Here is a 23,232-nt window from a genome sequence, read left to right as displayed (position 1 = left end):
GGGGGCGTACGGGCTTCAAGCACGCCCGGCGCCGTACGCCCCGGGACAGGGGTGTACGGCGCCGGGCGCGGAAGGTGTCTCCGGTCAGACGTTGACGCCGAAGTCCTGCGCGATGCCGCGCAGGCCCGAGGCGTAGCCCTGACCGATGGCCCGGAACTTCCACTCCGCGCCGTTGCGGTACAGCTCGCCGAAGACCATGGCGGTCTCGGTCGAGGCGTCCTCGCTCAGGTCGTAGCGCGCGAGCTCGTTGCCGTCGGCCTGGTTGACGACGCGGATGTAGGCGTTGCGGACCTGGCCGAAGCTCTGCTGACGGTTCTCGGCGTCGTAGATGGACACCGGGAACACGATCTTGGCGACGTCGGCGGGCACGGCGGCGAGGTTCACCTTGATGGCCTCGTCGTCGCCCTCGCCCTCACCGGTGGTGTTGTCGCCGGTGTGCTCGACCGAGCCGTCCGGGCTCTTCAGGTTGTTGAAGAACACGAAGTTCTGGTCGTTGGCGACCTTGCCCTGGTCGTTCGTCAGCAGGGCGCTGGCGTCCAGGTCGAAGTCCGTACCGGTGGTGGTACGCGCGTCCCAGCCCAGACCGACGAGCACCGCGGTCAGATTGGGGGCTTCCTTCGTCAGCGAGACGTTGCCGCCCTTGCTGAGGCTGACTCCCACGAGTCCTCCTTGGGTTCGAGGGGTACGAAATGTTTTGCGCCCCCATCGTGCATGGCATCGGATCAACGATTTGATCCTAGTGACCGGTTCCCACCGATTACAGGTTCCGGTCCGGACACCGCTTCGATGTCGCGGCCCGGGCCGTTCGGCCGCCCCGACCGGCCCTGCGCGCGCCCCGGTCAGAGGGTGTCGAGCGCCTTGAGGTAGTCGTTGAGGTCACGGGCGTCGGGCAGGCCGTTGACGACGGTCCAGCGCACCACGCCCTCCTTGTCGATGATGAAGGTCCCGCGCACCGCGCAGCCCTTCTCCTCGTCGAAGACGCCGTACGCCCGCGACGCCTCGCCGTGCGGCCAGAAGTCCGACAGCAGCGGGTACTCCAGGCCCTCCTGCTCGGCGAAGACGCGCAGCGAGAAGGGCGAGTCGTTGGAGACGGCCAGCAGCTGCACGTCGTCGTTGACGAACTTCGGCAGCTCGTCGCGCAGGGCGCACAGCTCGCCGGTGCACACGCCGGTGAAGGCGAAGGGGTAGAAGAGGAGGACGACGGCCTTCTCGCCGCGGAAGTCGGAGAGCTTGACCAGCTCGCCGTGCTGGTTCTTCAGCTCGAAATCCGGAGCCTTCGTGCCGACCTCGATCGCCATGGGGACCGTTCCCTTCGCAGACGCCGTGAGCGGGCGCGCCGCCGTGCCCGGACGCCGTTCCCGGCGTACGTACGGGCACCGCCGCCGACGGCCGCTCCGGCGGATTCCAACAGGTTGCGGCCAACCCTACGCGCCGGCGTGCGCACACCAAGCCCCCCACCGGATCACCCGGCGGAGGGCTGGGTACGGATCGTGGGGGCGCGGCTCAGCGCTTGCCGGACTTGGCGCCCTTGGGGGTGACCAGGCGGCTGCCGCTCCAGTCCTTGCCCGCGTTGATGCTCCGGGTCTGGCTCAGGCCCGCGGTCTGCGCGGCTTCGTTGATGTCGCTCGGCTCGACGTACCCGTCACGGCCGGTCTTGGGCGTCATCAGCCAGATCTCGCCGCCCTCGTCGATCAGACCGATGGCATCCACCAGCGCGTCCGTGAGGTCGCCGTCGTCATCGCGGAACCACAGCACCACGACGTCGGCGACGTCGTCGTAGTCCTCGTCAACGATCTCCTGGCCGATCACGGCCTCAATGGCTTCGCGGAGCTCCTGCTCGACGTCGTCGTCGTAGCCGATCTCCTGGACCACCTGTCCGGGCTCGAACCCCAGCTTGATAGCCGGGTTGGTCCGCTCCTCCGCGTGGTCCGCGGTCGCGCTCACGGATTGCCTCCTGTCATGTTTCGGTAAATGGCTTGCACCCACGCGTGCGCGGGGCATTGGGCGTAGTCCACACGGGCCGGGCGGATCGCGCAAGTACCCGGCGGCCGAGACCGTCGAAACGGTGACGTTTACCGCCGTCTCGCCGCAACTGCGACCCCGCGCACACGGCGGGAAGTGATTCACCCCACACCGTTTCGTGGTCTTTATGTAGTTTTGAGAGGGGACTGCGCCCTTTGGGGGTCGCCGCCCCGCACCCGCTCCTCTCTTCGGGGTTCGCACGACCGTACGGCAGCCGGTTTCGGCGTGGGCGTATGGTTGCGATTTGGCCGACCTGAAAAACCGGCCTTTCAGCGCCCGTCTCTTAGGGAGTGGTTACCCACCGGTAGAGATGACGTATCCCGGCGAGCCGGTACACGATGGAAGACGGCGCGACACCAAGCAGAGCAATACCGAACAGCGAAGGAACAGCGTGGCTTCCGGATCCGATCGCAACCCGATCATCATTGGCGGCCTTCCCAGCCAGGTCCCGGACTTCGATCCCGAAGAGACCCAGGAATGGCTCGACTCGCTCGACGCAGCCGTCGATGAGCGAGGCCGGGAACGTGCCCGCTACCTCATGCTCCGCCTGATCGAGCGTGCCCGCGAGAAGCGCGTGGCCGTGCCCGAGATGCGCAGCACGGATTACGTCAACACCATCGCGACCAAGGACGAGCCGTTCTTCCCCGGCAACGAGGAGATCGAGCGCAAGATCCTCAACGCCACCCGGTGGAACGCCGCGGTCATGGTCTCGCGGGCGCAGCGCCCCGGTATCGGCGTCGGCGGCCACATCGCCACCTTCGCGTCCTCCGCCTCCCTCTACGACGTGGGCTTCAACCACTTCTTCCGGGGCAAGGACGACGGCAAGGGCGGCGACCAGATCTTCTTCCAGGGCCACGCCTCGCCCGGCGTGTACGCCCGCGCCTACCTGCTGGACCGCCTCACCGAGACACAGCTGGACGCCTTCCGCCAGGAGAAGTCCAAGTTCCCCAACGGCCTGTCCAGCTACCCGCACCCGCGGCTGATGCCGGACTTCTGGGAGTTCCCGACCGTCTCGATGGGCCTCGGCCCGCTCGGCGCGATCTACCAGGCCCGGATGAACCGCTACATGGAGGCGCGCGGCATCGCCGACACCTCCGACTCGCACGTGTGGGCCTACCTGGGCGACGGCGAGATGGACGAGCCGGAGTCGCTCGGCCAGCTGTCCCTCGCGGCGCGTGAGGGCCTGGACAACCTGACCTTCGTGGTCAACTGCAACCTGCAGCGCCTGGATGGCCCGGTCCGCGGCAACGGCAAGATCATGCAGGAGCTGGAGTCGCAGTTCCGCGGCGCCGGCTGGAACGTGATCAAGCTGGTGTGGGACCGGAGCTGGGACCCGCTGCTGGCCCAGGACCGCGACGGCGTCCTGGTCAACAAGCTGAACACGACCCCGGACGGCCAGTTCCAGACGTACGCGACGGAGACCGGCGCGTACATCCGCGAGCACTTCTTCGGTGACGACCACCGCCTGCGCGCGATGGTCGAGAACATGACCGACCACCAGATCCAGCACCTGGGCCGCGGCGGTCACGACCACAAGAAGATCTACGCGGCCTACGCGGCGGCCAAGGCCCACAAGGGCCAGCCGACGGTGATCCTCGCGCAGACCGTCAAGGGCTGGACGCTCGGCCCGAACTTCGAGGGCCGCAACGCGACCCACCAGATGAAGAAGCTGACGGTCGAGGACCTCAAGGGCTTCCGTGACCGGCTGCACCTGCCGATCCCGGACAAGGACCTGGAGGACGGCCTGCCGCCGTACTACCACCCGGGCCGCGACTCCGAAGAGATCCAGTACATGCACGACCGCCGCAAGGGGCTGGGCGGCTATGTGCCGACCCGCGTCGTGCGGGCCAAGCCGCTGCCGCTGCCGGACGACAAGGCGTACGCGGGCGCGAAGAAGGGCTCCGGTCAGCAGAAGATCGCCACGACCATGGCGTTCGTGCGGGTCCTGAAGGACCTCATGCGGGACAAGGAGATCGGCAAGCGCTTCGTGCCGATCGCGCCCGACGAGTACCGCACCTTCGGCATGGACGCGTTCTTCCCGTCCGCGAAGATCTACAACCCGCTGGGCCAGATCTACGAGTCGGTCGACCGCGAACTGCTGCTGGCCTACAAGGAGTCGCCGACCGGCCAGATGCTGCACGACGGCATCTCCGAGGCCGGCTGCACCGCCTCGCTGATCGCGGCGGGCTCCGCCTACGCCACGCACGGCGAGCCGCTGATCCCGATCTACGTCTTCTACTCGATGTTCGGGTTCCAGCGCACCGGTGACCAGTTCTGGCAGATGGCCGACCAGCTCGCGCGCGGCTTCGTGCTGGGTGCGACCGCCGGCCGTACGACCCTGACCGGTGAGGGCCTCCAGCACGCGGACGGCCACTCCCAGCTGCTCGCCTCGACCAACCCGGCGTGTGTCGCCTACGACCCGGCGTACGGGTACGAGATCGCGCACATCGTCAAGGACGGTCTGCGCCGGATGTACGGCGAGAACAGCGAGGACGTCTTCTACTACCTCACCGTCTACAACGAGCCGATCCAGCACCCGGCCGAGCCGGCGGACGTGGACGCCGAGGGCATCCTCAAGGGTCTGTACCGCTTCAAGCAGGGCGAGAAGGGCGAGCACGCGGCCCAGATCCTCGCCTCCGGCGTGGCGGTGCCGTGGGCGCTGGAGGCCCAGCAGATCCTGGCCGACGAGTGGAACGTCAAGGCGGACGTCTGGTCGGCGACCTCCTGGAACGAGCTGCGCCGCGACGCGGTGGAGGCCGAGGAGCACAACCTGCTCCACCCGGAGGAGGAGCAGCGCGTCCCGTACGTGACGCAGAAGCTGGCCGACGCCGAGGGCCCGAAGGTGGCCGTTTCCGACTGGATGCGGGCGGTTCCGGACCAGATCGCGCGCTGGGTGCCGGGCACCTACCAGTCCCTGGGCGCCGACGGCTTCGGCTTCGCCGACACGCGTGGCGCGGCCCGCCGCTTCTTCCACATCGACGCGCAGTCGATCGTGCTCGGCGTGCTCACCGAGCTGGCCAAGGAGGGCAAGGTCGACCGTTCGCTGCTGAAGCAGGCGATCGACCGCTACCAGCTGCTGGACGTCGCCGCCGCCGAGGCCGGCGAGGCGGGCGGCGACGCGTAGGCGCCCCCGTACCGACAGCGGCTCGTGGAGCCACAGCGCGGCGCCCCCGGCCGGAACGCTCCGGCCGGGGGCGCCGCGCTCTGCTGTTCCGGTGGTTCCGTCCGCCGCCGGGGTGTCCGGTGACGGACGGGTGACCGCCCACGGTTGCCGCGGAGCCCGGTCAGATCGGGGAGCCCGCGGCGACGCCGACGATCCCGGTGATCGCCAGCACCGTGTCGATCGCACCGAGGACCACAGCCACCAGTGCCGGGAGCGCCTGGCTTCCGGCACCCCACCGGCGGCCCATCGCGAACCACCCGAGGAGCACGGCCACCGGTCCCAGGACGATGCTGAGGATGAAGAATCCGGCGACCGCGCAGATGAGTCCGATCACGCCCAGCGTCGCGCGGTCCGGCCCGCTCCGAGGTCCCGTCCGGCCCCGTGAGCGGGGGGTCTTGCGCGAGTGGGTACGCCATCGCGTACGGCTGTGCTGTCCGAGGCCCGCCATCATCCCTCCCGAGGGTCGCGTGGTCCGGGCTCGCCACCCGGGTACCCCGCGCCGCCGCCTCCACTCCCCCGCTCAGCTCTCCCAGATTTTGAACGCCCGCACCTGGTAGGGGGATTCGGGTACCCAGCTGCCGCCGCCCGGGTAGGTGTCGAACTCCCCGGTCTCCTGGCACTCGGCGCTCTGGTACGTGGTCACCGGCCGTCCGGTGCGGTTGGCGAAGGAGGCGGCACGGGCGCCGGCGGGCAGCGTGACGCAGCTTTCGATGTCGGTGTCGGCCAGTTCGTGGACCTGTCGCTCACCGCTGAAGCCGCGGCCGGGCCAGAGGCAGAACTGACCGGTGGCGCAGTCCCCGGCGGCCGGGCCGGTGTGCGCCCTCGGCCGCGGCTGCGGCGTGCCGTGCGCGGGCGGGACGCCGAGGTGGGCGGCGGCCAGTGCGGCGGCTCCCGCGATCAGGAGGCCGGTGTGGACCGTACGCATGTGGATCACTCCCCCGTGGAGTACGAAGTGGTGTGCCGCGGCGGGCGGTTGGCCGCCGCGGGGTCGGTGATCCGAGCTTGGCGGGGTGCTGGGGCGGGCGCCAGGCCCGCACGGATCGGTCCACCCGGACAGGCGATGCGCTGCCGCCGGGCGTTCAACGGGGCGCGCACGGCCTCTGGTTGACGCGGCTCGCGGGCATAAGGCCCGGTCAGCGTACGCACGGGTGCGGAGAACCTCAGCCCCGTACGAGCGACCGCGCGCCTGTGGAGAAACGAAACGCGCGGCCGGCCCGGGCGGAGAGCCCCGGCCGGCCGCGCGTCAACGCGACCCGGTTGTCCGGCGGTCGGTCAGATATGTCCGACGCCCGCGCCCGCCTCCGCGTTCGCGCCGCGCTTGGTGAACAGCGCGACGACGGCCGCGACGACCGACACGACGCAGGCGACGGTGAAGGCCAGGCCCATACCGGAGACGAACGTGTCGTGCACCGCGGTGCCGATCCGGTCGACGATCTGCGGCGTCATGCCCGGGGCCTGGGCCACCTGCGGCGGCACCGCGCCGACCTCGGCGGCGGCCTTCAGGGCCGGGTCCGGAGCGCCCGGCAGGCCCGCCTTGGTCCAGTTGCCCGCGAAGTCCGAGCTGACCTTGCTGGACATCACGGCGCCGAGCACGGCCGTACCGAGGCTGCCGCCGACCTGCATGGCGGCCTGCTGGAGGCCGCCCGCCACGCCGGAGAGCTCCAGCGGCGCGTTGCCGACGATGACCTCGGTGGCGCCGACCATGACCGGCGCCAGGCCCAGGCCGAGCAGCGCGAACCACACGGACATGGCCAGCGTGCCGGTACCGGTGGTCAGCGTCGTCATGCCGAACATGGCGACGGCGGTGCAGACCATGCCGCCGACGAGCGGGATACGGGGGCCGAACTTGGTGATCAGCGCGCCCGCGGCGGGCGAGCCGACGATCATCATCGCGGTGAGCGGCAGCAGGTGCAGGCCGCTGTCGACCGGGCTCAGGCCGTGCACGTTCTGCAGGTAGAAGGTGACGAAGAAGAGGCCGCCCATGAAGCCGAAGGCCATCAGGACCATCAGGATCGTACCGGCCGTCAGCGGCACGGAACGGAACATCCGCAGCGGGATCAGCGGCTCGCGGACCTTGGTCTCCAGGATCGCGAAGGCGGCGAAGACGACGACAGCGGCGGCGAGGAAGCCCAGCGTCTTCGCGTCGCCCCAGCCCCACTCACCGGCCTTGATCAGGGCCCAGATGAGGCAGAACATGGCGCCCGAGAGCAGCACGATGCCGGGGATGTCGAAGGAGCGCGGGGCGTTCTGGGCGCGGTGGTCCTTGAGGATGACCAGGCCCAGGACCAGGGCGAGCACACCGACCGGCACGTTGATGAAGAACACCGACTGCCAGCTGACGTGCTCGACGAGCAGGCCGCCGACGATCGGGCCGCCGGCGGTGGAGGCGCCGATGACCATGCCCCAGATGCCGATGGCCATGTTGAGCTTCTCGGCCGGGAAGGAGGCGCGCAGCAGTCCGAGGGCGGCGGGCATCAGGAGCGCGCCGAAGATGCCCTGGAGCACGCGGAAGGTGATGACCAGCGAAACCTCGCTGGACAGACCGATGGCTCCGGAGGCGAGCGCGAAGCCCACCACGCCTATGAGGAACGTCTGCCGGTGGCCGAAGCGGTCACCGAGCTTGCCGGCTGTGATCAGCGAGACGGCGAGGGCCAGCAGATAGCCGTTGGTGATCCACTGGACGTCGGCGAGGGACGCCTTCAGGTCCGCCTGGATGGCCGGATTGGCGATGGCGACGATGGTCCCGTCGAGGGCCACCATCATCACGCCGATCGCGACGGAGAACAGGGTCAGCCACGGATGGCCCCGGAGTCCCTTGCGAGGCTCCGGTACGGAAAGGTCCGGTGCGGCTTGGGCAACCGGGGTCTGAGAGCTCATTCTTCGAGGCTAATGTCAGCCACTGACAGTTGACAAAGCAATTCATGAGTCGGTAACTGTCATCTAGCTCACAGGTATTCTGAGCAGCGGCAACAACGAGAAAGGCGGCGCAGGATGGCACCCTCCACGCCGCAGGTGACACGACCTGAAACCGCCTGGTCACCCGGTCCGGGCGACAGGAACACGACTCCTTCGGCGGGCGCCGGCCCGGCCACCGAGCGCCCGGCGCGGCCCGCTCCCGCCCCCTCCGGCGGCCTGCGCGAGCGCAAGAAGCAGCGCACCCGTGACGCGCTGATCCGCTCCGCCCTCGAACTGTTCACGGCGCACGGCTACGAAGAGACGACGATCGACGAGATCGCCGAGGCCGTCGACGTCTCGCAGCGCACGTTCTTCCGCTACTTCGCGAGCAAGGAGGAGGTCGTCTTCGCCGTCCACGAGATGGTGGAGGCGCGCTTCGCCGAGGAACTGGAGCGGCGGCCGGAAGGTGAGGCGCCTTTGGAGGCGCTGCACAACGCCGTGATGTCCTCGTGGGACGACATCGGCGGCGCGATCCAGTCGGTGATTCCGCTGGAACTGCACATGCGCACCTATCAGATGATCGAGTCGACGCCCGCGCTGGTCTCCGCGCACTGGCGCCGCTACGCGATCCTGGAGGAGCAGATCGCCCGCCTCATCGCCCGGCGCGAGGGCGTGGACGTGATGACGGACCCGCGCCCGCGGGTGGTCGTGGCGGCGTTCAGCGGGGTGATGCGGGTCGCCGGGAAGGTGTGGGGCGAGGGCGAGGACGTGAGCGTGGAGTCGATCCGCGAGATCACGGAGGAGTACCTCGCGCAGATCGTTCCGGCCGTGAGCGGTGAGTGGCGGGGCCGGTAGGCGGCGAACGACACGGCCAGTGAGCCGACGGCCGCGGCGGTCCGCCCGTACCCCCGCCACACACCCAGCCGCAGCACCCCGACCCGCCGCCCCACCCGACCACCTACCTGAGAACGTTTCTGCACGTCTGAGCGCCGAACCGCCGCACGGCGTGTCCGTTGTGGCGCCAAATGCGCAGGTCGAAACGTGATATCCCTCACGGGCCGAGCGGGCGCCCCGCCCCGTCTCCTAGGGTGGCCCGCGGTGACTTCTTCGTTCTCGGGGCTCGGTGCTCCCTCCTTCGGTTTCCTGCAGTCCACCGCCTGGCGTGCGGCGCTCGCCCTGGTGGTGGTGTTCGTGATGCTCGCGATGACCGGCTGGACGGCCGTCAGAGGCAGCAAGGACGACGCCGATCCGCTGGCCACCGCGCGGGCCGCCTGGGACCACGCCTCCTTCCGGGGGCACCGTTTGCCGGACGCCGGCTCGGCGCCCGGCGCGCTCGCGGCCTTCTTCGGCTCGCTCGGCCGCGCCGACCGGGCCGCGCTCGCCGACCGCTTCCCGCTGGTGGTCGGCAACATGGGCGGCGCCCCCGTGGACCTGCGTTATCGGGCCAACAAGAAGGCGTTGCGGCAGGCCGGCGACGCGGCGCGGAAACGGATGCACGATCAGCGGCTGACGCCGGTGGGCCGCCAGGACGCGGGCCGGCTGATGCACCGCTTCGAGTCCATGGGCACCGCGGGGCGGCAGATCCTCGCCTTCGACCCGGCCGGCGGCGGCCGGGCCGCCGAGGTCTTCGGTGACCTGGGGCATGCCCGCCGCGTCTCCGTGGTGGTGCCCGGCGTGGACACCAACCTGGCCACCTTCGAGCGCACAGCGCGCGCCACGAGCGCGCCCGCCGGCATGGCCAAGTCGCTCTACGACGCGCAGCGCGCCGCCCGCGCCGACGCCCGTACGGCGGTGATCGCCTGGGCCGACTACACCGCACCTGCCGGGCTCGGGGTCGAGGCCGCCACCGGGCAGCTCGCCGCGCAGGGCGCGCTGCGGCTGAACGCCCTGGTCCGGGCGCTGCCGAAGAGCGCCTCCGTATCGCTGATGTGCCACAGCTACGGCTCCGTGGTGTGCGGCGTCGCGGCCAGCCGGCTGCCGTCCTCCGTGACCGACATCGCGGTGGCGGGCAGCCCCGGCATGCGGTCGGAGACCGTCACCGGGCTCGGTACGCACGCCCGGGTCTGGGCCATGCGGGACGCCGACGACTGGATTCAGGACGTGCCGTACATGGAGGTCGGCGGGCTCGGCCACGGCGCCGACCCGGTCACCCCGGCCTTCGGCTCGCGGGTGCTGTCGGCCCGCGGCGCCGAGGGACACGCCGGGTACTTCGAGCCCGGCACACAGAGCCTGCGCAACTTCGCGATGATCGGGGTGGGCGCGGTCGCCTCGGTGGACTGCGCCCCGCAGGACCGGGACTGCTCGGCCGACCTCGCCTGAGCCGCGGCGCCCGGAGGCGGGCTCCGGGAAGGGAACGCCCTGGCCGGGAGGCGGGCGCGCGGCGGGCCGGGCGCACCGGCCGCGCGCGGGTCACTCCCCGGCCGTGCCGCCGGACCCGATGCCCGCGCCGGATACCGGAGTCACGGGTCGCGCGCTCCGGACACACCGGGCTCGCGGGCGGCATGGGGCAAAAGCGGCTTGACGCGCGTAGCGCATGATGTCCGGAAGGGGGACGGGCGGGCGACCGCCGCTTACGATGAGCCGCATGGGTGATGTGCTGGCCGGTTTTCACGCCGTCTGGGAGTTCGACACGGACTCCGTGCTCATCCGCTTCGAACGGGGGATCCGCAGGCCGAAGCTCTTCCAGGCGCTCGGCGAGCGGCGCGTCCCGTACGAGGCGCTGAAGTCCGTCGAGCTGACGCCGGGCAGGCGCGGCACGGTCGTGCTGCGCGCGGTGCCCCGGCCGGGCGCCGACCCGCTGCTGGAGGCCGCGGCCGGCCAGCTCAAGGAGGACCTCGACCCCTACCGCCTGGTGCTGCCCGCCGAGCGCGAGGTCCTCGCCGAGTACTACCGGGACGAGCTGCGCGGCGCGCTCGGGCCCGACGCCGCGCGGCCCGCCGAGAAGCACCTGGTCACCGCGCCGGAACCGCCGCTGACCTTCAAGGCGTACGACGGCAAGGCGTCGTTCGACGGCAGCGCGGTCGCGTTCCGCTGGTTCTGGACGGGGGCCTCGTCGGCCAAGTGGAAGTGCGGCGACCAGAGCTTCCCGGTCGACGGGCTGGCCGGGGTGGAGTGGCGCTCGCCGGAGGGCGGCGCCGGGGTGCTGTCGGGCAACGGATACCTGCGGCTGGTGGAGAAGGGCGCGGAGGGCCGGCGGCCCGGCGAGGCGGACCAGGACCCGGCCTCGGTGGTGTTCGGGCTCGGGTACGGGCCGGTGCACGAATCGCTGCCGTTCGCCGCCGCGGTGCTCCAGGCCGTACGGGCCGCCGGTTCCGACGGGGACGCGGCGCCGCGCCGGGCGGTGCGGCCCCGCGACGATACGCGGCGGGATCCGGCCGACATCGCGGACCGGATACGGCAGCTGGGCGAGCTGCACACGGCGGGTCTTCTGACGGACGCCGAGTTCACGTCGAAGAAGGCCGAGCTGCTGGCGGAGTTGTAGCCGAAGCAGCGGTGGGGAGCGTCGCGTGGCATCGGGCGCCACGCGTCGCGCCCGTACCGGGGTACCGAGTCGTCCCGGTACCGCGGTACGACGCCACCGCCCCCGTACCGCGGTATGACGGCAGCAGCCCACCCCGGTATGACGCCGCGGCGCCCGGACGCCGCTTACGCTGACCAGGTCATGAAGACCACACCACCGCGCCGCACGGACGGCCTCCGCGATCTCCGCCCCCGCCTCCGGCGGGCCGGGCGGCAGGCGTTGCGCACCCTCGCCGAAGACCTCGGGACGCCGACCGGGCCCGGTGTCCCGCTCTTCGGCCAGGTGCAGAACCGCTGGCTGCGCCTGCTGCCGTACGTGGTCGTCTTCGCCTTCATGGTCTCGCTGCTGCCCACGACCGTGAACGTGCTCATGAACGATTACGGGCTCAGCGGCGGCCCGGCCGGCACGCTGGCCATCGCCCAGACGGTGCCGCTGCTACTGGCGGTGGCCCGGCCGCTCCAGGCGTGGTGGGTGATCTTCCCGGCGGATGTCGCCGGTGGCATCGTGCTGGGGTTCCTGCCGAGTACCGACGACCACGTCTGGCCCTGGCCCCCCACCGTCATCGTCGGCTACCTGGTCCTGATGCTGGCGCTCTCGCTGCGCGAGCGCCGCCGCACGCTGATGGCCGTCTGGGGCGCGACCGGCGCGGTGAGCGTCTTCTTCGAGATGGTCCGGCCGAACCACGGCGACGGCACCTGGGTGCTGATGTTCACCCTCTCCGGCGTCGTGCTGCTGGTGGGCGCCGCGCTCCGGGAGCGCGGGGCCGCGCAGCGCAAGCTGATCGAGCAGGAGAACATCAGCGAGGCGGAGCGCGCCATGCGCACGCTGCTGGAGGAGCGCACCCGTATCGCGCGCGAGCTGCACGATGTCGTGGCCCACCACATGTCGGTGATCACGGTCCAGGCGGACAGCGCGCCGTACCGCATCAGCGGCATACCGCAGGCCGCGCAGGAGGAGTTCAGCACGATCGCGGCCACCGCGCGGGAGTCGCTGGCCGAGATGCGGCGGCTGCTGGGCGTGCTGCGCAGCGAGGAGACGGAGCGGCACGGCGGCCCGGAGAAGGCACCGCAGCCCGGTCTCGCGCAGGTGGCGAAGCTGGTCGAGGGGACGGTGCGGGCCGGGGTCCCGGTCGAGCTGACGCTGCCCGACGGGCCGGTGGCCCTGGCGTCCGCGGTGGACCTGTCGGCCTACCGCATCGTGCAGGAGGCGCTGGCCAACGTCGTACGGCACGCGCCGGGCGCGCACACCCGCGTGTCGGTCACGGTGGACGAGGAGGGCGGCCTGCTGACGGTCCTGGTCGTCAACAGCGCCCCGCCGCGCCCCGCCAAGCCGCTGGAGACCTCCGGTACGGGCCACGGCCTGGTCGGCATGCGCGAGCGCGTACGCCTGGTGGACGGCACCCTGGACACCGGGCCCCTGCCCGACGGCGGCTTTCGTGTAGCCGCCCAACTCCCCATAACAGCAAAGGACCATAACCCCGCATGACCACTCGGGTGATCATCGTCGACGACCAGGCCATGGTGCGCGCCGGCTTCGCCGCGCTGCTCGCCGCGCAGAGCGACATCGACGTCGTCGGCGACGCGCCGGACGGCGCGCAGGGCGTCGAACTGAGCCGCCGTACGCACCCGGACGTGGTGCTGATGGACGTCCGGATGCCGGAGATGGACGGGCTGGAGGCGGCCCGGCAGCTGCTGGACCCGCCGCCGGGCGTGGTGCACCGGCCGAAGGTGCTGATGCTCACCACCTTCGACGTGGACGACTACGTGTACGAGGCGCTGCGCGCCGGGGCGTCCGGGTTCCTGCTCAAGGACGCGCCGCCGGCCGATCTGATCTCGGCGGTACGGGTGGTGGCGGCGGGTGAGGCGCTGCTCGCGCCGTCCGTGACGCGGCGGCTGATCGCCGACTTCGCCCGGCAGCGGCCCGCGCCCCGCAAGGACCGCACCGCGCTGCGCCTGAACGGGCTGACGCCGCGTGAGACAGAGGTACTGGAGCTGATCGCCCGCGGCCTGTCGAACCAGGAGATCGCCGAGTCGCTGGTGCTCGCCGAGCAGACCGTGAAGACCCACATCGGCCGGGTGCTGGCCAAGCTGGAGCTGCGCGACCGCGCGCAAGCGGTGATCTTCGCCTACGAGTCGGGGCTGGTGTCGCCGGGGGCGAACTGAGGGCCAAAGCCCTTCCCCCGGCCCGGTCGGCGCGGCCGGGGTGGGGCTAACCCCCCGAAGGGGCCTGGGGGTGGCCGGTCGTGCTGGAGGACGAGCGCGGCGCGGACCCCCTACCCCGGTATCAGCGGACAGTTGGCTCCGCGGTGTGACGTGCCGTCACCCACCCGCTTCTTACGTTTCCCTCCGCCACACCAACGGAAGAGGGAGACCCCACCATGTCCAAGCCGCGCCGGTCCACACAACGCGGTAGGCGCACGCTCGTCGCGGTCGCACTGGCGGCGGCGGTCGTCGGCGGTACCGGCGGCTGGGCGGCGGGTTCCACGCAGGACGCAGTCACCGGGCCCGCGCCCGGCGCCGCGGCCTGGCGCGCGGACCACTCCGTCGGCAAGCGGCTGCCCGACCCGGCGACCGCGTCCCCGGCCGAGGTCGCCCGGTTCTTCCGTTCGCTGACGGAGGCCGAGCGCCAGGATCTGACGGCCCGTCATCCGCTGACCGTGGGCAACCTCGACGGCGCGCCGCTCGCCCTGCGCTACCAGGCCAATGCCCTCGCGCTGAAGGCCGAACGCGCGCGCCGGCTGGCCCGCGCCACCGACCCCGCCGGGACGCTCCAGGACCACCAGGAAGCGCGCCGGCTGGCCGATCGCTACGCCGAACTGCTCCGCCCCGGCCGCCAGATCCTCGCCTTCGACCCGAGGGGCAGGGGCCAGGTGGCCGAGGTGTTCGGGGATCTGGCGACGGCGCGGCGTACGTCCGTGTTCGTGCCGGGCTCGGACATCGACCTGTCCTCGTCCGACCGGGCGCGCGACCCGTACGGCACGCCGTCCGGCATGGCCAAGTCGCTGCGGGCCCGGATGGCCGCCGAAGCGCCCGGCGTCCGTACCGCCGCGATCGCCTGGACCGGCTACACCACCCCGCTCGGCCTCGGCCCGGACGCCGCGACCGGCCGTCTCGCGGAGGCCGGCGCCCCGCGCCTGGCCCGCTTCCTGGACGGGCTGGCCGCGGTCGGCGTACCGGCCCCGGCCCTGCTGTGCCACAGCTACGGATCGGTGGTCTGCGCCCTGGCCGTACCGGACCTGGAGCGGGGACGGATCTCCGACCTGATCGTCTTCGGCTCGCCCGGGATGCGGACGGACAGCGCTGCGGCGCTGCGCACCACCGCCCGGGTGTGGGCCGCCCGCGACGCCTCCGACTGGATCGGCAACCTGCCGCACGTCGAGTTCCTGGGCCTGGGCCACGGTACGGACCCGACCGACCCGGAGTTCGGCGCCCGCCGGGTGCCCGCGCGGACGGCCGAGGGACACACCGGCTATCTCGCGCCCGGCACGGACTCGCTGCGCAACTTCGCCGACATCGCGCTCGGCCGCTACGACCGGGTGCGCTGACGGGCGCGGCCGCCCCGCCCACCGCCACCGGTCCCTCCCGCCCTTTCGACACCGCGAAAAGAGGCCCCCATGGCCACCCCGCTCCCGGCCCCGCTCCTGGCTCCCGTCCGCAAGGCCGTCCGCACCATAGAGGGCCGTACGCCCGCCCACCGCGACCGCGCGATCGACGGCCTGCGCGCCCTCGCGCTGCTCGCCGTGCCGACCGGTCACTGGCTCCTCGGCGGTTTCACGCTCGACGCCGACGGCGCGCTGCACAACGCCAGCCCGCTGTCCTCGTTCGCCGCCCTGGCGCCCGCCAGCTGGGTGCTCCAGATGCTCGGCATCTTCTTCCTGGTCGGCGGTTACGCGTCGGTGCTGTCCTTCCACCGCGCGGCCGGGCGCGGTGAGTCGACGGGCCGCTGGCTGCGGGCGCGCCTCGCCCGGCTGGGCCGCCCCGTCCTCGGCGTGACCGCCGTCTGGGCGGCGCTGATCCCCGTACTGTCCGCGTGCGGCGTGCCCGAACCCACGCTCCGTACGGGAGCGACGCTGGTCATCCAGCCGCTGTGGTTCGTCGGGGTCTACGCGGGCATCACCGCGCTCACCCCGTACTGCGTCCGCGCGGCCCGCCGCATGGGCGCGTGGGCCGCGGCGCCGCTGCTGGCCGCCGTCGCCGTGGTCGACTTCCTGCGCTACGGGCCGTACGCCGACGCCATGCCGTCCTGGCTGAGCCTGCTGAACCTGCTGCCGGGCTGGATGTTCGCCTACCAACTGGGCGTGTCCTGGGGCGAGAAGCGGCTCGGGCGGCGCGCCGCGTGGACGCTGCTGCTCGGCGGTACCGCGCTGTTCGCGGCGCTGCTGCTCTTCTTCCACTACCCGACGAGCATGGTCGGCGTCCCGGGCCAGGACCGTACGAACTCCCACCCGCCGTCCCTGCTGATCCTCGCGCTGGCCGCGGCCCAGTCCGGCGCGGCGGTCCTGCTGCGCGACCGCATCGCCCGGCTGCTGCGCCGCCCGGCCCTCTGGGCGCCGGTGGTCGTCGTCAACCTCTGCGCGATGACGGTGCTGTGCTGGCACCAGACGGCGATGTTCTCGGCGGCCGTGCCCGCGTCCTTCGCCGGTGCCGTGCCCGGTCTCACCACGGCGCCGGACACCGCGGGCTGGATTCTCGCCCGCCTCGCCTGGCTGCCCGTCTTCGCCGTCGCGCTGGTGCTCATCGGCCGGGTGACCCGCCGATTCGAGGCGCCGTGGACCGGGATGACGGCGGCCCGGCGGACGGTCGCGGGGGCCCTGGCGGCGGCGTTCGCGGTGTTCGCGCTGGGACTGGCCTGAGGCGGGCCGGGACCCGGGAAAGGACCGGCGGGTGGTGCCGCCACGGGGGACGGCACTACCCGCCTCGCTCTTGCCCTGCCGCCATCCCGCCCGGGGACGGCGGCAGCCTGCCGGTCGTTACTCGCGGCCCACCGAGGTGAGCGTCATGTCCGCGTACCGGTCGCCCGCGACCTTGCTCGCGACCGGCTCCAGGCGGGCCAGTTCCTCCTCGCCGAGCACGATGCGGGTGGCGGCCGTGTTCTCCTCGATACGGCTGCGCTTGCGCGTGCCCGGGATCGGCACCACGGCCAGGCCGTGCACCTGCGCCTGCTGCTGCACCCAGGCCAGTGCGATCTGCCCGAGCGAGGCCCCGTGCGCGGCGGCGACCTCGCGCACCGGCTCCAGCAGGGCCGCGTTGGCCTTCGCGTTGTCGCCCGTGAAGCGGGGCTGCTGACGGCGGAAGTCGTCCTCGCTCAGCTCCTGTTCGGCGCTGACGAACGAGCCGGTCAGGAAGCCGCGCCCGAGCGGCGAGTACGGCACGAAGCCGACGCCCAGCTCCCGCGCGGCCGGCACCACGCCGTCCTCCACGTCCCGGCTGAACAGCGACCACTCCGACTGCACGGCCGCGATCGGGTGCACGCCCTGCGCGGCGCGCAGTTCGCTGCCGGTGACCTCGCTCAGGCCCAGGTGCTTGACCTTGCCCTCGGCCACCAGCTCGGCCATCGCGCCGACGGTGTCCTCGATGGGCACGTTCGGGTCCCGGCGGTGCATGTAGTACAGGTCGATCTCGTCCACGCCGAGGCGGCGCAGGCTGGCCTCGACGGCCTGGCGGATGTAGGGGCGGTCGTTGCGGATGGACCGCTTGGCGGGGTTCAGCGGGTCGTCCGGGTCCGCGGCGATCGCGAACTTCGTCGCGAGCACGACCTCGTCCCGGTGGGCCCGGATGAACGGCCCGATGAACTCCTCGTTGTGCCCCACGCCGTACATGTCGGCGGTGTCGAAGAGCGTCACGCCCAGTTCGAGCGCCCGCTCCAGCGTCGCCCGCGCCTCGTCCTCGTCCTTCGTCGGGCCGTAGGCGAAGCTCATGCCCATGCAGCCGAGGCCCTGGACACCGACCAGCGGGCCGGTGGCTCCCAGGCGGACGGTTTCTATCTTCTCAGTGGTCATGCCGACCTCAGACTCCCTCTGACGCCCGGCGGGCGTCCGCATAAGCATCGATCTTGTAATCGAGGACCCGCAGCGTGCTCTGCAGCTCGGCGATCCGGTCCCGTACGTCCTCGCGGTGCGCGGTCAGCAGCTCTTCCCGTTCGGCGAAGGTGTGCCGGCCCTCGCGCACCAGCTCGGCGTAGCGGACCATGTCCGCCACCGGCATGCCGGTCAGCCGCAGTTTCGACACCAGGTCCAGCCAGTCCAGGTCGCGGTTGGTGAAGCGGCGCTGGCCCGTGTGCGTACGGTCCACGTGCGGCATCAGCCCGATCCGTTCGTACCAGCGCAGGGTGTGGGCGCTCAGCCCGGTGTGCTCGGCGACCTCGCTGATCGTGTACTGGTCTCGGCCGGTGGGCCGCGGGTGCAGAACCGGGCTCTTGCACCGGGGCGGTGCCGAAAGCCCCTGGTCCGCCACCCTCGTGTCCGTCGCCGTCACCGTCATGCCGCGCCTCCCGTAGTCGCCGGATGTCCCGGACCCCTCTCACGACGACCTCAACGCTAGAGAGTTCGAGCGCACTCCAAGCAAGCGGAGTTTTTGACCGGATCTTGAAGGGAGCGCGGGCCCGGCGTCCCGTACCCGGGCCGTCCCGGGCGCGGGAGCGGTGGCGTTAGGCTCGTGGCCATGTCCTTGCAGAGCCTTCGGATGATCGAGAACTGGCCGGTGCCGACCGCGGCCGCCGCCGTCGTACGGACCGACGGGACGGTGGCCGGCACGTACGGCCCGCAGGAGCACCGCTTCCCCCTGGCCTCGGTCACCAAGCCGCTCGCCGCGTACGCCGCGCTGCTGGCCGTCGAGGAGGGCGCGGTCGAGCTGGACGAGCCGGCCGGTCCCCCGGGCTCGACCGTGCGCCATCTGCTCGCGCACACCTCGGGGCTGGCCTTCGACGAGGACCGCGTGCAGGCCGCGCCGGGCGAGCGCCGCCTGTACTCGAACGCGGGCTTCGAGGCGCTCGGCGACCACATCGCCAAGGCCACCGACATCCCCTTTCCCCAGTACCTGCGCGAGGCGGTCCTCGAACCGCTCGGCATGACCGCCACCGACCTGCCGGGCTCGCCCGCCAAGGACGGCGTCTCGACCGTCGCGGACATGGCCCGGTTCGGCGCCGAACTGCTCGCGCCGCGCCTGCTGGCGCCGCAGACGCTCGCCGAGGCGACGTCGGTGGTCTTCCCCGGCGTACGCGGCGTGCTGCCCGGCTACGGCATGCAGAACCCGAACGACTGGGGCCTGGGCTTCGAGATCCGCGACGGGAAGTCGCCGCACTGGACGGGCGCCGCCTCCTCGCCGCGCACGTTCGGGCACTTCGGCCAGTCCGGCACGTTCCTGTGGGTGGACCCGGACGCGGGCGCGGCCTGTGTGGCGCTGGCCGACCGGGCCTTCGGGCCCTGGGCGATCGAGGCGTGGCCGCCGCTGACCGACGCGGTCCTCGCCGAGCTGCGCTGAGCACGGGCAGCGGCGCGGTGGCCCCGTTCGCCGCGCTCCCGGGGCCGGTGGCCGGGCGCCGGCCCTCAGCCGTACGACGGTTCGCCCGGCATCTCCCACATCAGGCACTCCGCGTCGCCCTCGGCGGCCAGTTCCAGGTCCGTGGCGTCGGTGATCCGCGCCGCGTCCCCGGCCGCCAGGCGTCCGCCCGCCAGCCGGACCGCGCCGCGCACGACGTGGACGTACACCCGCGGCGCGTCCGGCAAGGCCGAGCGCGCGCCGTCGGCCAGCCGCCGCAGATGCAGCAGCGCGGCGGCCCCGGGCACCGCGTACGGCGTCCCGTCGGCGATGCCGCGCACCACCTCGTACTCCGGTTCGCCGCCGAAACCGGCGGGCGCGAGCCACATCTGCACGAAGCGCAACGGCGCGGCGCCGTCGTTGCGTTCCTCGTGCCGTACGCCGTCCGCCGCGCTGAGGCGCTGTACGTCGCCGGGGCGCACCACGGTCTCGTGGCCGGTGGTCGAGTCGCGGTGGGTCAGCTCCCCCTCGACGACCCAGGTGACGATCTCGGTGTCGCGGTGCGGGTGCTCGTCGAAACCCGCGCCCGGCGCCAGCCGTTCCTCGTTGCAGGCGATGAGCGCGCCGAAGCGCAGGTTGTCCGGGTCGTAGTGCGGGCCGAAGGAGAAGGCGTGCCGCGTCTCGATCCCGGCGGCCACGTCGCCGCCCGGATACCGTTCGTCGCCCCTGTGTACGTGGATCACCCGACCACCGTAGTCCCCTCCCGTCCCGGCCCACCGCGCCATCACACCGCCCCGATAAGGCAGGCTTGTCCCCGTGTCTGAACCCGCATCGCGCGACCCGCACCCGCATCCGCACACCGCGACGCTCCGCCGGCTGGAGAAGTCGTCCGGCAAGCTGGCCGCGAACGCCATCGCGCGCATGGACGCGCAGCTGCCGTGGTACCGCGCCATGCCGCCGGAGAACCGCTCGTGGATCGGGCTGGTGGCCCAGGCGGGCATCGCGGCCTTCACCGAGTGGTTCCGGCACCCGGAGACGCCGCAGGCCATCAGCACCGACGTCTTCGGTACGGCGCCGCGCGAGCTGACCCGGGCGATCACGCTGCGCCAGACCGTGGAGATGGTCCGTACGACCATCGAGGTCATGGAGGCCGCGATCGACGATGTCGCGGCCCCCGGCGACGAGGGCGTGCTGCGCGAGGCGCTGCTGGTCTACGCGCGCGAGATCGCCTTCGCCACCGCCCAGGTGTACGCGCAGGCCGCGGAGGCGCGCGGCGCCTGGGACGCGCGGCTGGAGTCGCTGGTGGTCAACGCGGTGCTCTCCGGGGAGGCGGACGAGGGCGCGGTGTCGCGGGCCGCCGCGCTCGGCTGGAATAGCCCCGAACATGTGTGCGTTGTGCTGGGTACGGCCCCGGACGGGGACAGCGAGCTGACGGTGGAAGCCATCCGCCGCGCGGCCCGGCACGCCAAGCTCCAGGTGCTCACGGGCGTCCTGGGCAGCCGTCTGGTGGTCATCGCGGGCGGCTCGGACGATCCGCTCAAGGCGGCGAAAGCCCTGATCGGGCCGTTCGCGGCGGGCCCGGTGGTGGCCGGTCCGGTGGTCGCCGACCTGCTGGCGGCGACGCGCTCGGCGCAGGCCGCGGCGGCCGGGCTGAAGGCATGTGCCGCTTGGCCGGATGCCCCCCGTCCCGTATTGTCCGACGATCTGCTCCCGGAGCGGGCGATGGCGTCCGACCCGGCAGCGCGTGAGCAGCTGGTGGAGGAGATCTACAGACCGCTGGAGGAAGCAGGCTCGGCGCTCCTGGAGACGCTGAGCGTGTATCTGGAACAAGCCAGCAGCCTGGAGGGCGCGGCGCGGATGCTGTTCGTGCACCCCAACACCGTGCGCTACCGGCTGCGACGTGTGACGGACGTCACCGGGTGGTCACCTTCCGACGTACGCTCCGCCTTTACATTGCGTATCGCACTGATCCTGGGGCGTCTGGCCGACGGTGACAGCCAGCTCTAGGCTTTTGTAGAACACCAACAATTCCCCTGATGGTTCTTCGTCCCTGTCCCCACGGGCGGGCGGGACCTCCCACAAGAGAGAGTGTGAGGGTGCTCGTACTCGTCGCTCCCGGCCAAGGCGCTCAGACGCCCGGCTTCCTGACCCCCTGGCTCGACCTCCCCGGAGTCGAGGACCGGCTTCGCGCATGGTCGGCCGCCATCGACCTGGACCTGATCCACTACGGCACGAAGGCCGACGCGGACGAGATCCGCGACACCGCGGTGGCCCAGCCGCTGCTGGTCGCGGCCTCCCTGGTCTCCGCCCGCCAGCTCTTTGCGACCTCCGAGGACTTCTCCCGGCTGGTCGGCGCCGCCGCCGGACACAGCGTCGGCGAGCTCGCCGCGGCCGCCCTGACCGGCGTGCTGACCGAGGACGAGGCGCTCGGTCTCGTACGGAAGCGCGGCCTGGCCATGGCCGAGGCCGCCGCCGTCACCGAGACCGGCATGGCGGCCCTCCTCGGCGGCGAGCAGGACGTCGTCCTGCCGCACCTGGAGAAGCTGGGCCTGACCCCCGCGAACGTCAACGGCGCGGGCCAGATCGTGGCCGCCGGCACCGCCGAGCAGCTGGCCGCGCTGGCCGAGGACAAGCCCGAGGGCACCCGCCGCGTCGTACCGTTGAAGGTGGCCGGAGCCTTCCACACCGTCCACATGGCCCCGGCCGTGACGGCGCTGGAGGAAGCGGTCGGGCAGCTCACGCCCGCCGCCCCGCACACCCGGTACGTGTCCAACAAGGACGGCCACGTCGTCACCGACGGGCAGGACGTCGTCCGCCGCCTGGTGGGCCAGGTGGCCAACCCGGTGCGCTGGGACCTGTGCATGGAGACGTTCAAGGAGCTGGGCGTCACCGGCATCATCGAGGCCAGCCCCGGCGGCACCCTCGTCGGCATCGCCAAGCGCGCGCTGCCCGGCGTCAAGACGCTCGCCCTGAAGACCCCGGACGACCTCGACGCGGCCCGCACGCTGATCGCCGAGCACTCTGCCCCGGCCGAATAGGAGCCCCGAGAGCATGACCTCGAAGATCAAGCCCGCCAAGGGCGCCGCGTACGCGCGCATCATGGGCGTCGGCGGCTACCGCCCGACCCGCGTGGTGCCGAACGAGGAGATCCTCAAGCACATCGACTCCTCCGACGAGTGGATCCGCTCGCGCTCCGGCATCGCCACCCGGCACTGGGCCGGCCCGGAGGAGACCGTGTCGGCCATGTCCGTGGAGGCGGCCGGCAAGGCCATCGCGGACGCCGGTGTCACGCCCGAGCAGATCGGCGCGGTGATCGTCTCGACCGTCTCGCACTTCAAGCAGACGCCGGCCATCGCCACCGAGATCGCGCACAAGATCGGCGCGGGCAAGCCCGCCGCGTTCGACATCTCCGCCGGCTGCGCCGGATTCGGCTACGGACTCACCCTCGCCAAGGGCATGATCACCGACGGCAGCGCGGAGTACGTGCTCGTCATCGGCGTCGAGCGGCTGTCGGACCTGACCGACCTGGAGGACCGGGCCACCGCGTTCCTCTTCGGCGACGGCGCGGGCGCCGTGGTCGTCGGCCCCGGCAAGGAGCCCGCGATCGGCCCGACCGTGTGGGGCTCCGAGGGCGACAAGGCCGACACGATCAAGCAGACGTTCGGCTGGGACGTCTACCGCCGCACCCCGGTGCCCGGCGGCGACGGCCCCGAGCCCCGGATGGCGCTGGACGAGATCCGCTACCCCGCCATCGCCCAGGAGGGCCAGGCGGTCTTCCGGTGGGCGGTGTTCGAGATGGCCAAGGTCGCCCAGCAGGCGCTGGACGCGGCCGGGGTCAGCCCGGACGACCTGGACGTCTTCATCCCGCACCAGGCCAACATGCGGATCATCGACTCGATGGTGAAGACCCTCAAACTGCCGGAGAATGTCACGGTCGCCCGTGACGTGGAGACCACCGGCAACACCTCGGCCGCCTCGATTCCGCTCGCCATGGAGCGGCTCCTGGCGACCGGCCAGGCCAAGAGCGGGGACACCGCGCTGGTCATCGGCTTCGGGGCGGGTCTCGTGTACGCCGCGACGGTCGTTACCCTCCCCTAGGCAAGATCTGCGCAGCGCCATCCGCTCGAACGCGTTCCGGCGGCTGTACGGAGCTTGAA

General features: G+C 72.0%; 21 protein-coding genes. 12 read left to right on the top strand and 9 right to left on the bottom strand.

The window, feature by feature from the left end; all coding sequences use genetic code 11:
* Positions 1–84: 84 nt before the first annotated feature.
* From CP984_RS28150 to CP984_RS28140, 3 genes are all read right to left on the bottom strand, one after another.
* Positions 85–660, bottom strand: coding sequence for a TerD family protein (locus CP984_RS28150; RefSeq protein WP_003979715.1), 576 nt, complete (start codon positions 658–660; stop codon positions 85–87).
* A gap of 179 nt (positions 661–839) precedes the next feature.
* Positions 840–1,298: a peroxiredoxin gene (locus tag CP984_RS28145; RefSeq protein WP_003979716.1), complete on the bottom strand. Its 459-nt coding sequence runs from the start codon at positions 1,296–1,298 to the stop codon at positions 840–842.
* A gap of 205 nt (positions 1,299–1,503) precedes the next feature.
* Positions 1,504–1,944 (bottom strand): DUF3052 domain-containing protein, encoded by a 441-nt coding sequence (locus CP984_RS28140; RefSeq protein WP_003979717.1) that lies wholly within the window; start codon positions 1,942–1,944, stop codon positions 1,504–1,506.
* 469 nt (positions 1,945–2,413) lie between these two features.
* Between CP984_RS28140 and aceE the strand changes: the two genes are divergently transcribed.
* Positions 2,414–5,146, top strand: a complete 2,733-nt coding sequence (gene aceE / locus CP984_RS28135) for a pyruvate dehydrogenase (acetyl-transferring), homodimeric type (protein WP_003979718.1) — start codon at positions 2,414–2,416, stop codon at positions 5,144–5,146.
* Positions 5,147–5,306: 160 nt separating this feature from the next.
* Here aceE and CP984_RS28130 read toward each other — a convergent pair whose 3' ends face one another.
* The 3 genes from CP984_RS28130 to CP984_RS28120 all read right to left on the bottom strand — a co-directional run bounded on the left by CP984_RS28130 (position 5,307) and on the right by CP984_RS28120 (position 8,062).
* Positions 5,307–5,636, bottom strand: a complete 330-nt coding sequence (locus CP984_RS28130) for a hypothetical protein (protein WP_003979719.1) — start codon at positions 5,634–5,636, stop codon at positions 5,307–5,309.
* Between the two features lie 69 nt (positions 5,637–5,705).
* Positions 5,706–6,110, bottom strand: a complete 405-nt coding sequence (locus CP984_RS28125; RefSeq protein ID WP_003979720.1) for a peptidase inhibitor family I36 protein — start codon at positions 6,108–6,110, stop codon at positions 5,706–5,708.
* Positions 6,111–6,457: 347 nt separating this feature from the next.
* Positions 6,458–8,062 carry an MFS transporter gene (locus CP984_RS28120; protein ID WP_003979721.1) on the bottom strand — a complete coding sequence of 535 codons (1,605 nt, stop codon included), beginning with the start codon at positions 8,060–8,062 and terminating at the stop codon, positions 6,458–6,460.
* 114 nt (positions 8,063–8,176) lie between these two features.
* Between CP984_RS28120 and CP984_RS28115 the strand changes: the two genes are divergently transcribed.
* From CP984_RS28115 to CP984_RS28085, 7 genes are all read left to right on the top strand, one after another.
* The gene (locus CP984_RS28115; protein ID WP_003979722.1) at positions 8,177–8,935 is read left to right on the top strand and encodes a TetR family transcriptional regulator; all 759 of its coding nucleotides are present in this window, start codon (positions 8,177–8,179) and stop codon (positions 8,933–8,935) included.
* A gap of 243 nt (positions 8,936–9,178) precedes the next feature.
* On the top strand, positions 9,179–10,399 hold the full coding sequence (locus tag CP984_RS28110; protein WP_003979723.1) for an alpha/beta hydrolase: 1,221 nt from the start codon (positions 9,179–9,181) through the stop codon (positions 10,397–10,399).
* A 265-nt stretch (positions 10,400–10,664) separates the two neighbouring features.
* The gene (locus CP984_RS28105; RefSeq protein WP_003979724.1) at positions 10,665–11,561 is read left to right on the top strand and encodes a DUF4429 domain-containing protein; all 897 of its coding nucleotides are present in this window, start codon (positions 10,665–10,667) and stop codon (positions 11,559–11,561) included.
* Between the two features lie 180 nt (positions 11,562–11,741).
* Positions 11,742–13,085 carry a sensor histidine kinase gene (locus CP984_RS28100; protein ID WP_226048709.1) on the top strand — a complete coding sequence of 448 codons (1,344 nt, stop codon included), beginning with the start codon at positions 11,742–11,744 and terminating at the stop codon, positions 13,083–13,085.
* Positions 13,082–13,762, top strand: coding sequence for a response regulator (locus CP984_RS28095; protein WP_003979726.1), 681 nt, complete (start codon positions 13,082–13,084; stop codon positions 13,760–13,762). The genes CP984_RS28100 and CP984_RS28095 overlap by 4 nt, the downstream gene beginning before the upstream one ends.
* Positions 13,763–13,977: 215 nt before the next feature.
* Positions 13,978–15,144 carry an alpha/beta hydrolase gene (locus tag CP984_RS28090; RefSeq protein ID WP_003979727.1) on the top strand — a complete coding sequence of 389 codons (1,167 nt, stop codon included), beginning with the start codon at positions 13,978–13,980 and terminating at the stop codon, positions 15,142–15,144.
* A 69-nt stretch (positions 15,145–15,213) separates the two neighbouring features.
* Entirely contained in the window at positions 15,214–16,452 is a 1,239-nt protein-coding gene (locus CP984_RS28085) for an acyltransferase family protein (protein WP_003979728.1), read from the top strand.
* A gap of 117 nt (positions 16,453–16,569) precedes the next feature.
* On the opposite strand, the gene CP984_RS28080 is transcribed toward CP984_RS28085, so the two are convergent.
* The gene (locus tag CP984_RS28080) at positions 16,570–17,598 is read right to left on the bottom strand and encodes an aldo/keto reductase (RefSeq protein WP_003979729.1); all 1,029 of its coding nucleotides are present in this window, start codon (positions 17,596–17,598) and stop codon (positions 16,570–16,572) included.
* A gap of 7 nt (positions 17,599–17,605) precedes the next feature.
* The gene (locus CP984_RS28075) at positions 17,606–18,079 is read right to left on the bottom strand and encodes a MerR family transcriptional regulator (RefSeq protein WP_003979730.1); all 474 of its coding nucleotides are present in this window, start codon (positions 18,077–18,079) and stop codon (positions 17,606–17,608) included.
* A 180-nt stretch (positions 18,080–18,259) separates the two neighbouring features.
* Here CP984_RS28075 and CP984_RS28070 point away from each other — a divergent pair, with 180 nt between their 5' ends.
* Positions 18,260–19,078, top strand: coding sequence for a serine hydrolase domain-containing protein (locus CP984_RS28070; protein WP_030183464.1), 819 nt, complete (start codon positions 18,260–18,262; stop codon positions 19,076–19,078).
* A gap of 65 nt (positions 19,079–19,143) precedes the next feature.
* Here CP984_RS28070 and CP984_RS28065 read toward each other — a convergent pair whose 3' ends face one another.
* Entirely contained in the window at positions 19,144–19,818 is a 675-nt protein-coding gene (locus CP984_RS28065) for a pirin family protein (protein WP_003979732.1), read from the bottom strand.
* Positions 19,819–19,891: 73 nt separating this feature from the next.
* Here CP984_RS28065 and CP984_RS28060 point away from each other — a divergent pair, with 73 nt between their 5' ends.
* The 3 genes from CP984_RS28060 (at position 19,892) to CP984_RS28050 (ending at position 23,173) form a co-directional block, all read left to right on the top strand.
* Complete coding sequence (locus CP984_RS28060) at positions 19,892–21,082, top strand: PucR family transcriptional regulator (protein WP_003979733.1); 1,191 nt, start codon at positions 19,892–19,894, stop codon at positions 21,080–21,082.
* Positions 21,083–21,171: 89 nt separating this feature from the next.
* On the top strand, positions 21,172–22,113 hold the full coding sequence (locus tag CP984_RS28055; protein ID WP_003979734.1) for an ACP S-malonyltransferase: 942 nt from the start codon (positions 21,172–21,174) through the stop codon (positions 22,111–22,113).
* A gap of 13 nt (positions 22,114–22,126) precedes the next feature.
* Positions 22,127–23,173 (top strand): ketoacyl-ACP synthase III, encoded by a 1,047-nt coding sequence (locus tag CP984_RS28050; protein ID WP_003979735.1) that lies wholly within the window; start codon positions 22,127–22,129, stop codon positions 23,171–23,173.
* Positions 23,174–23,232: the final 59 nt, after the last annotated feature.

It is taken from the genome of Streptomyces rimosus (genome assembly GCF_008704655.1).
In the GTDB taxonomy this organism is placed as follows: Bacteria; Actinomycetota; Actinomycetes; order Streptomycetales; family Streptomycetaceae; genus Streptomyces; species Streptomyces rimosus.
Note: the sequence above shows the minus strand (reverse complement) of the source record. Positions and strands in the feature narration are given on the sequence as shown.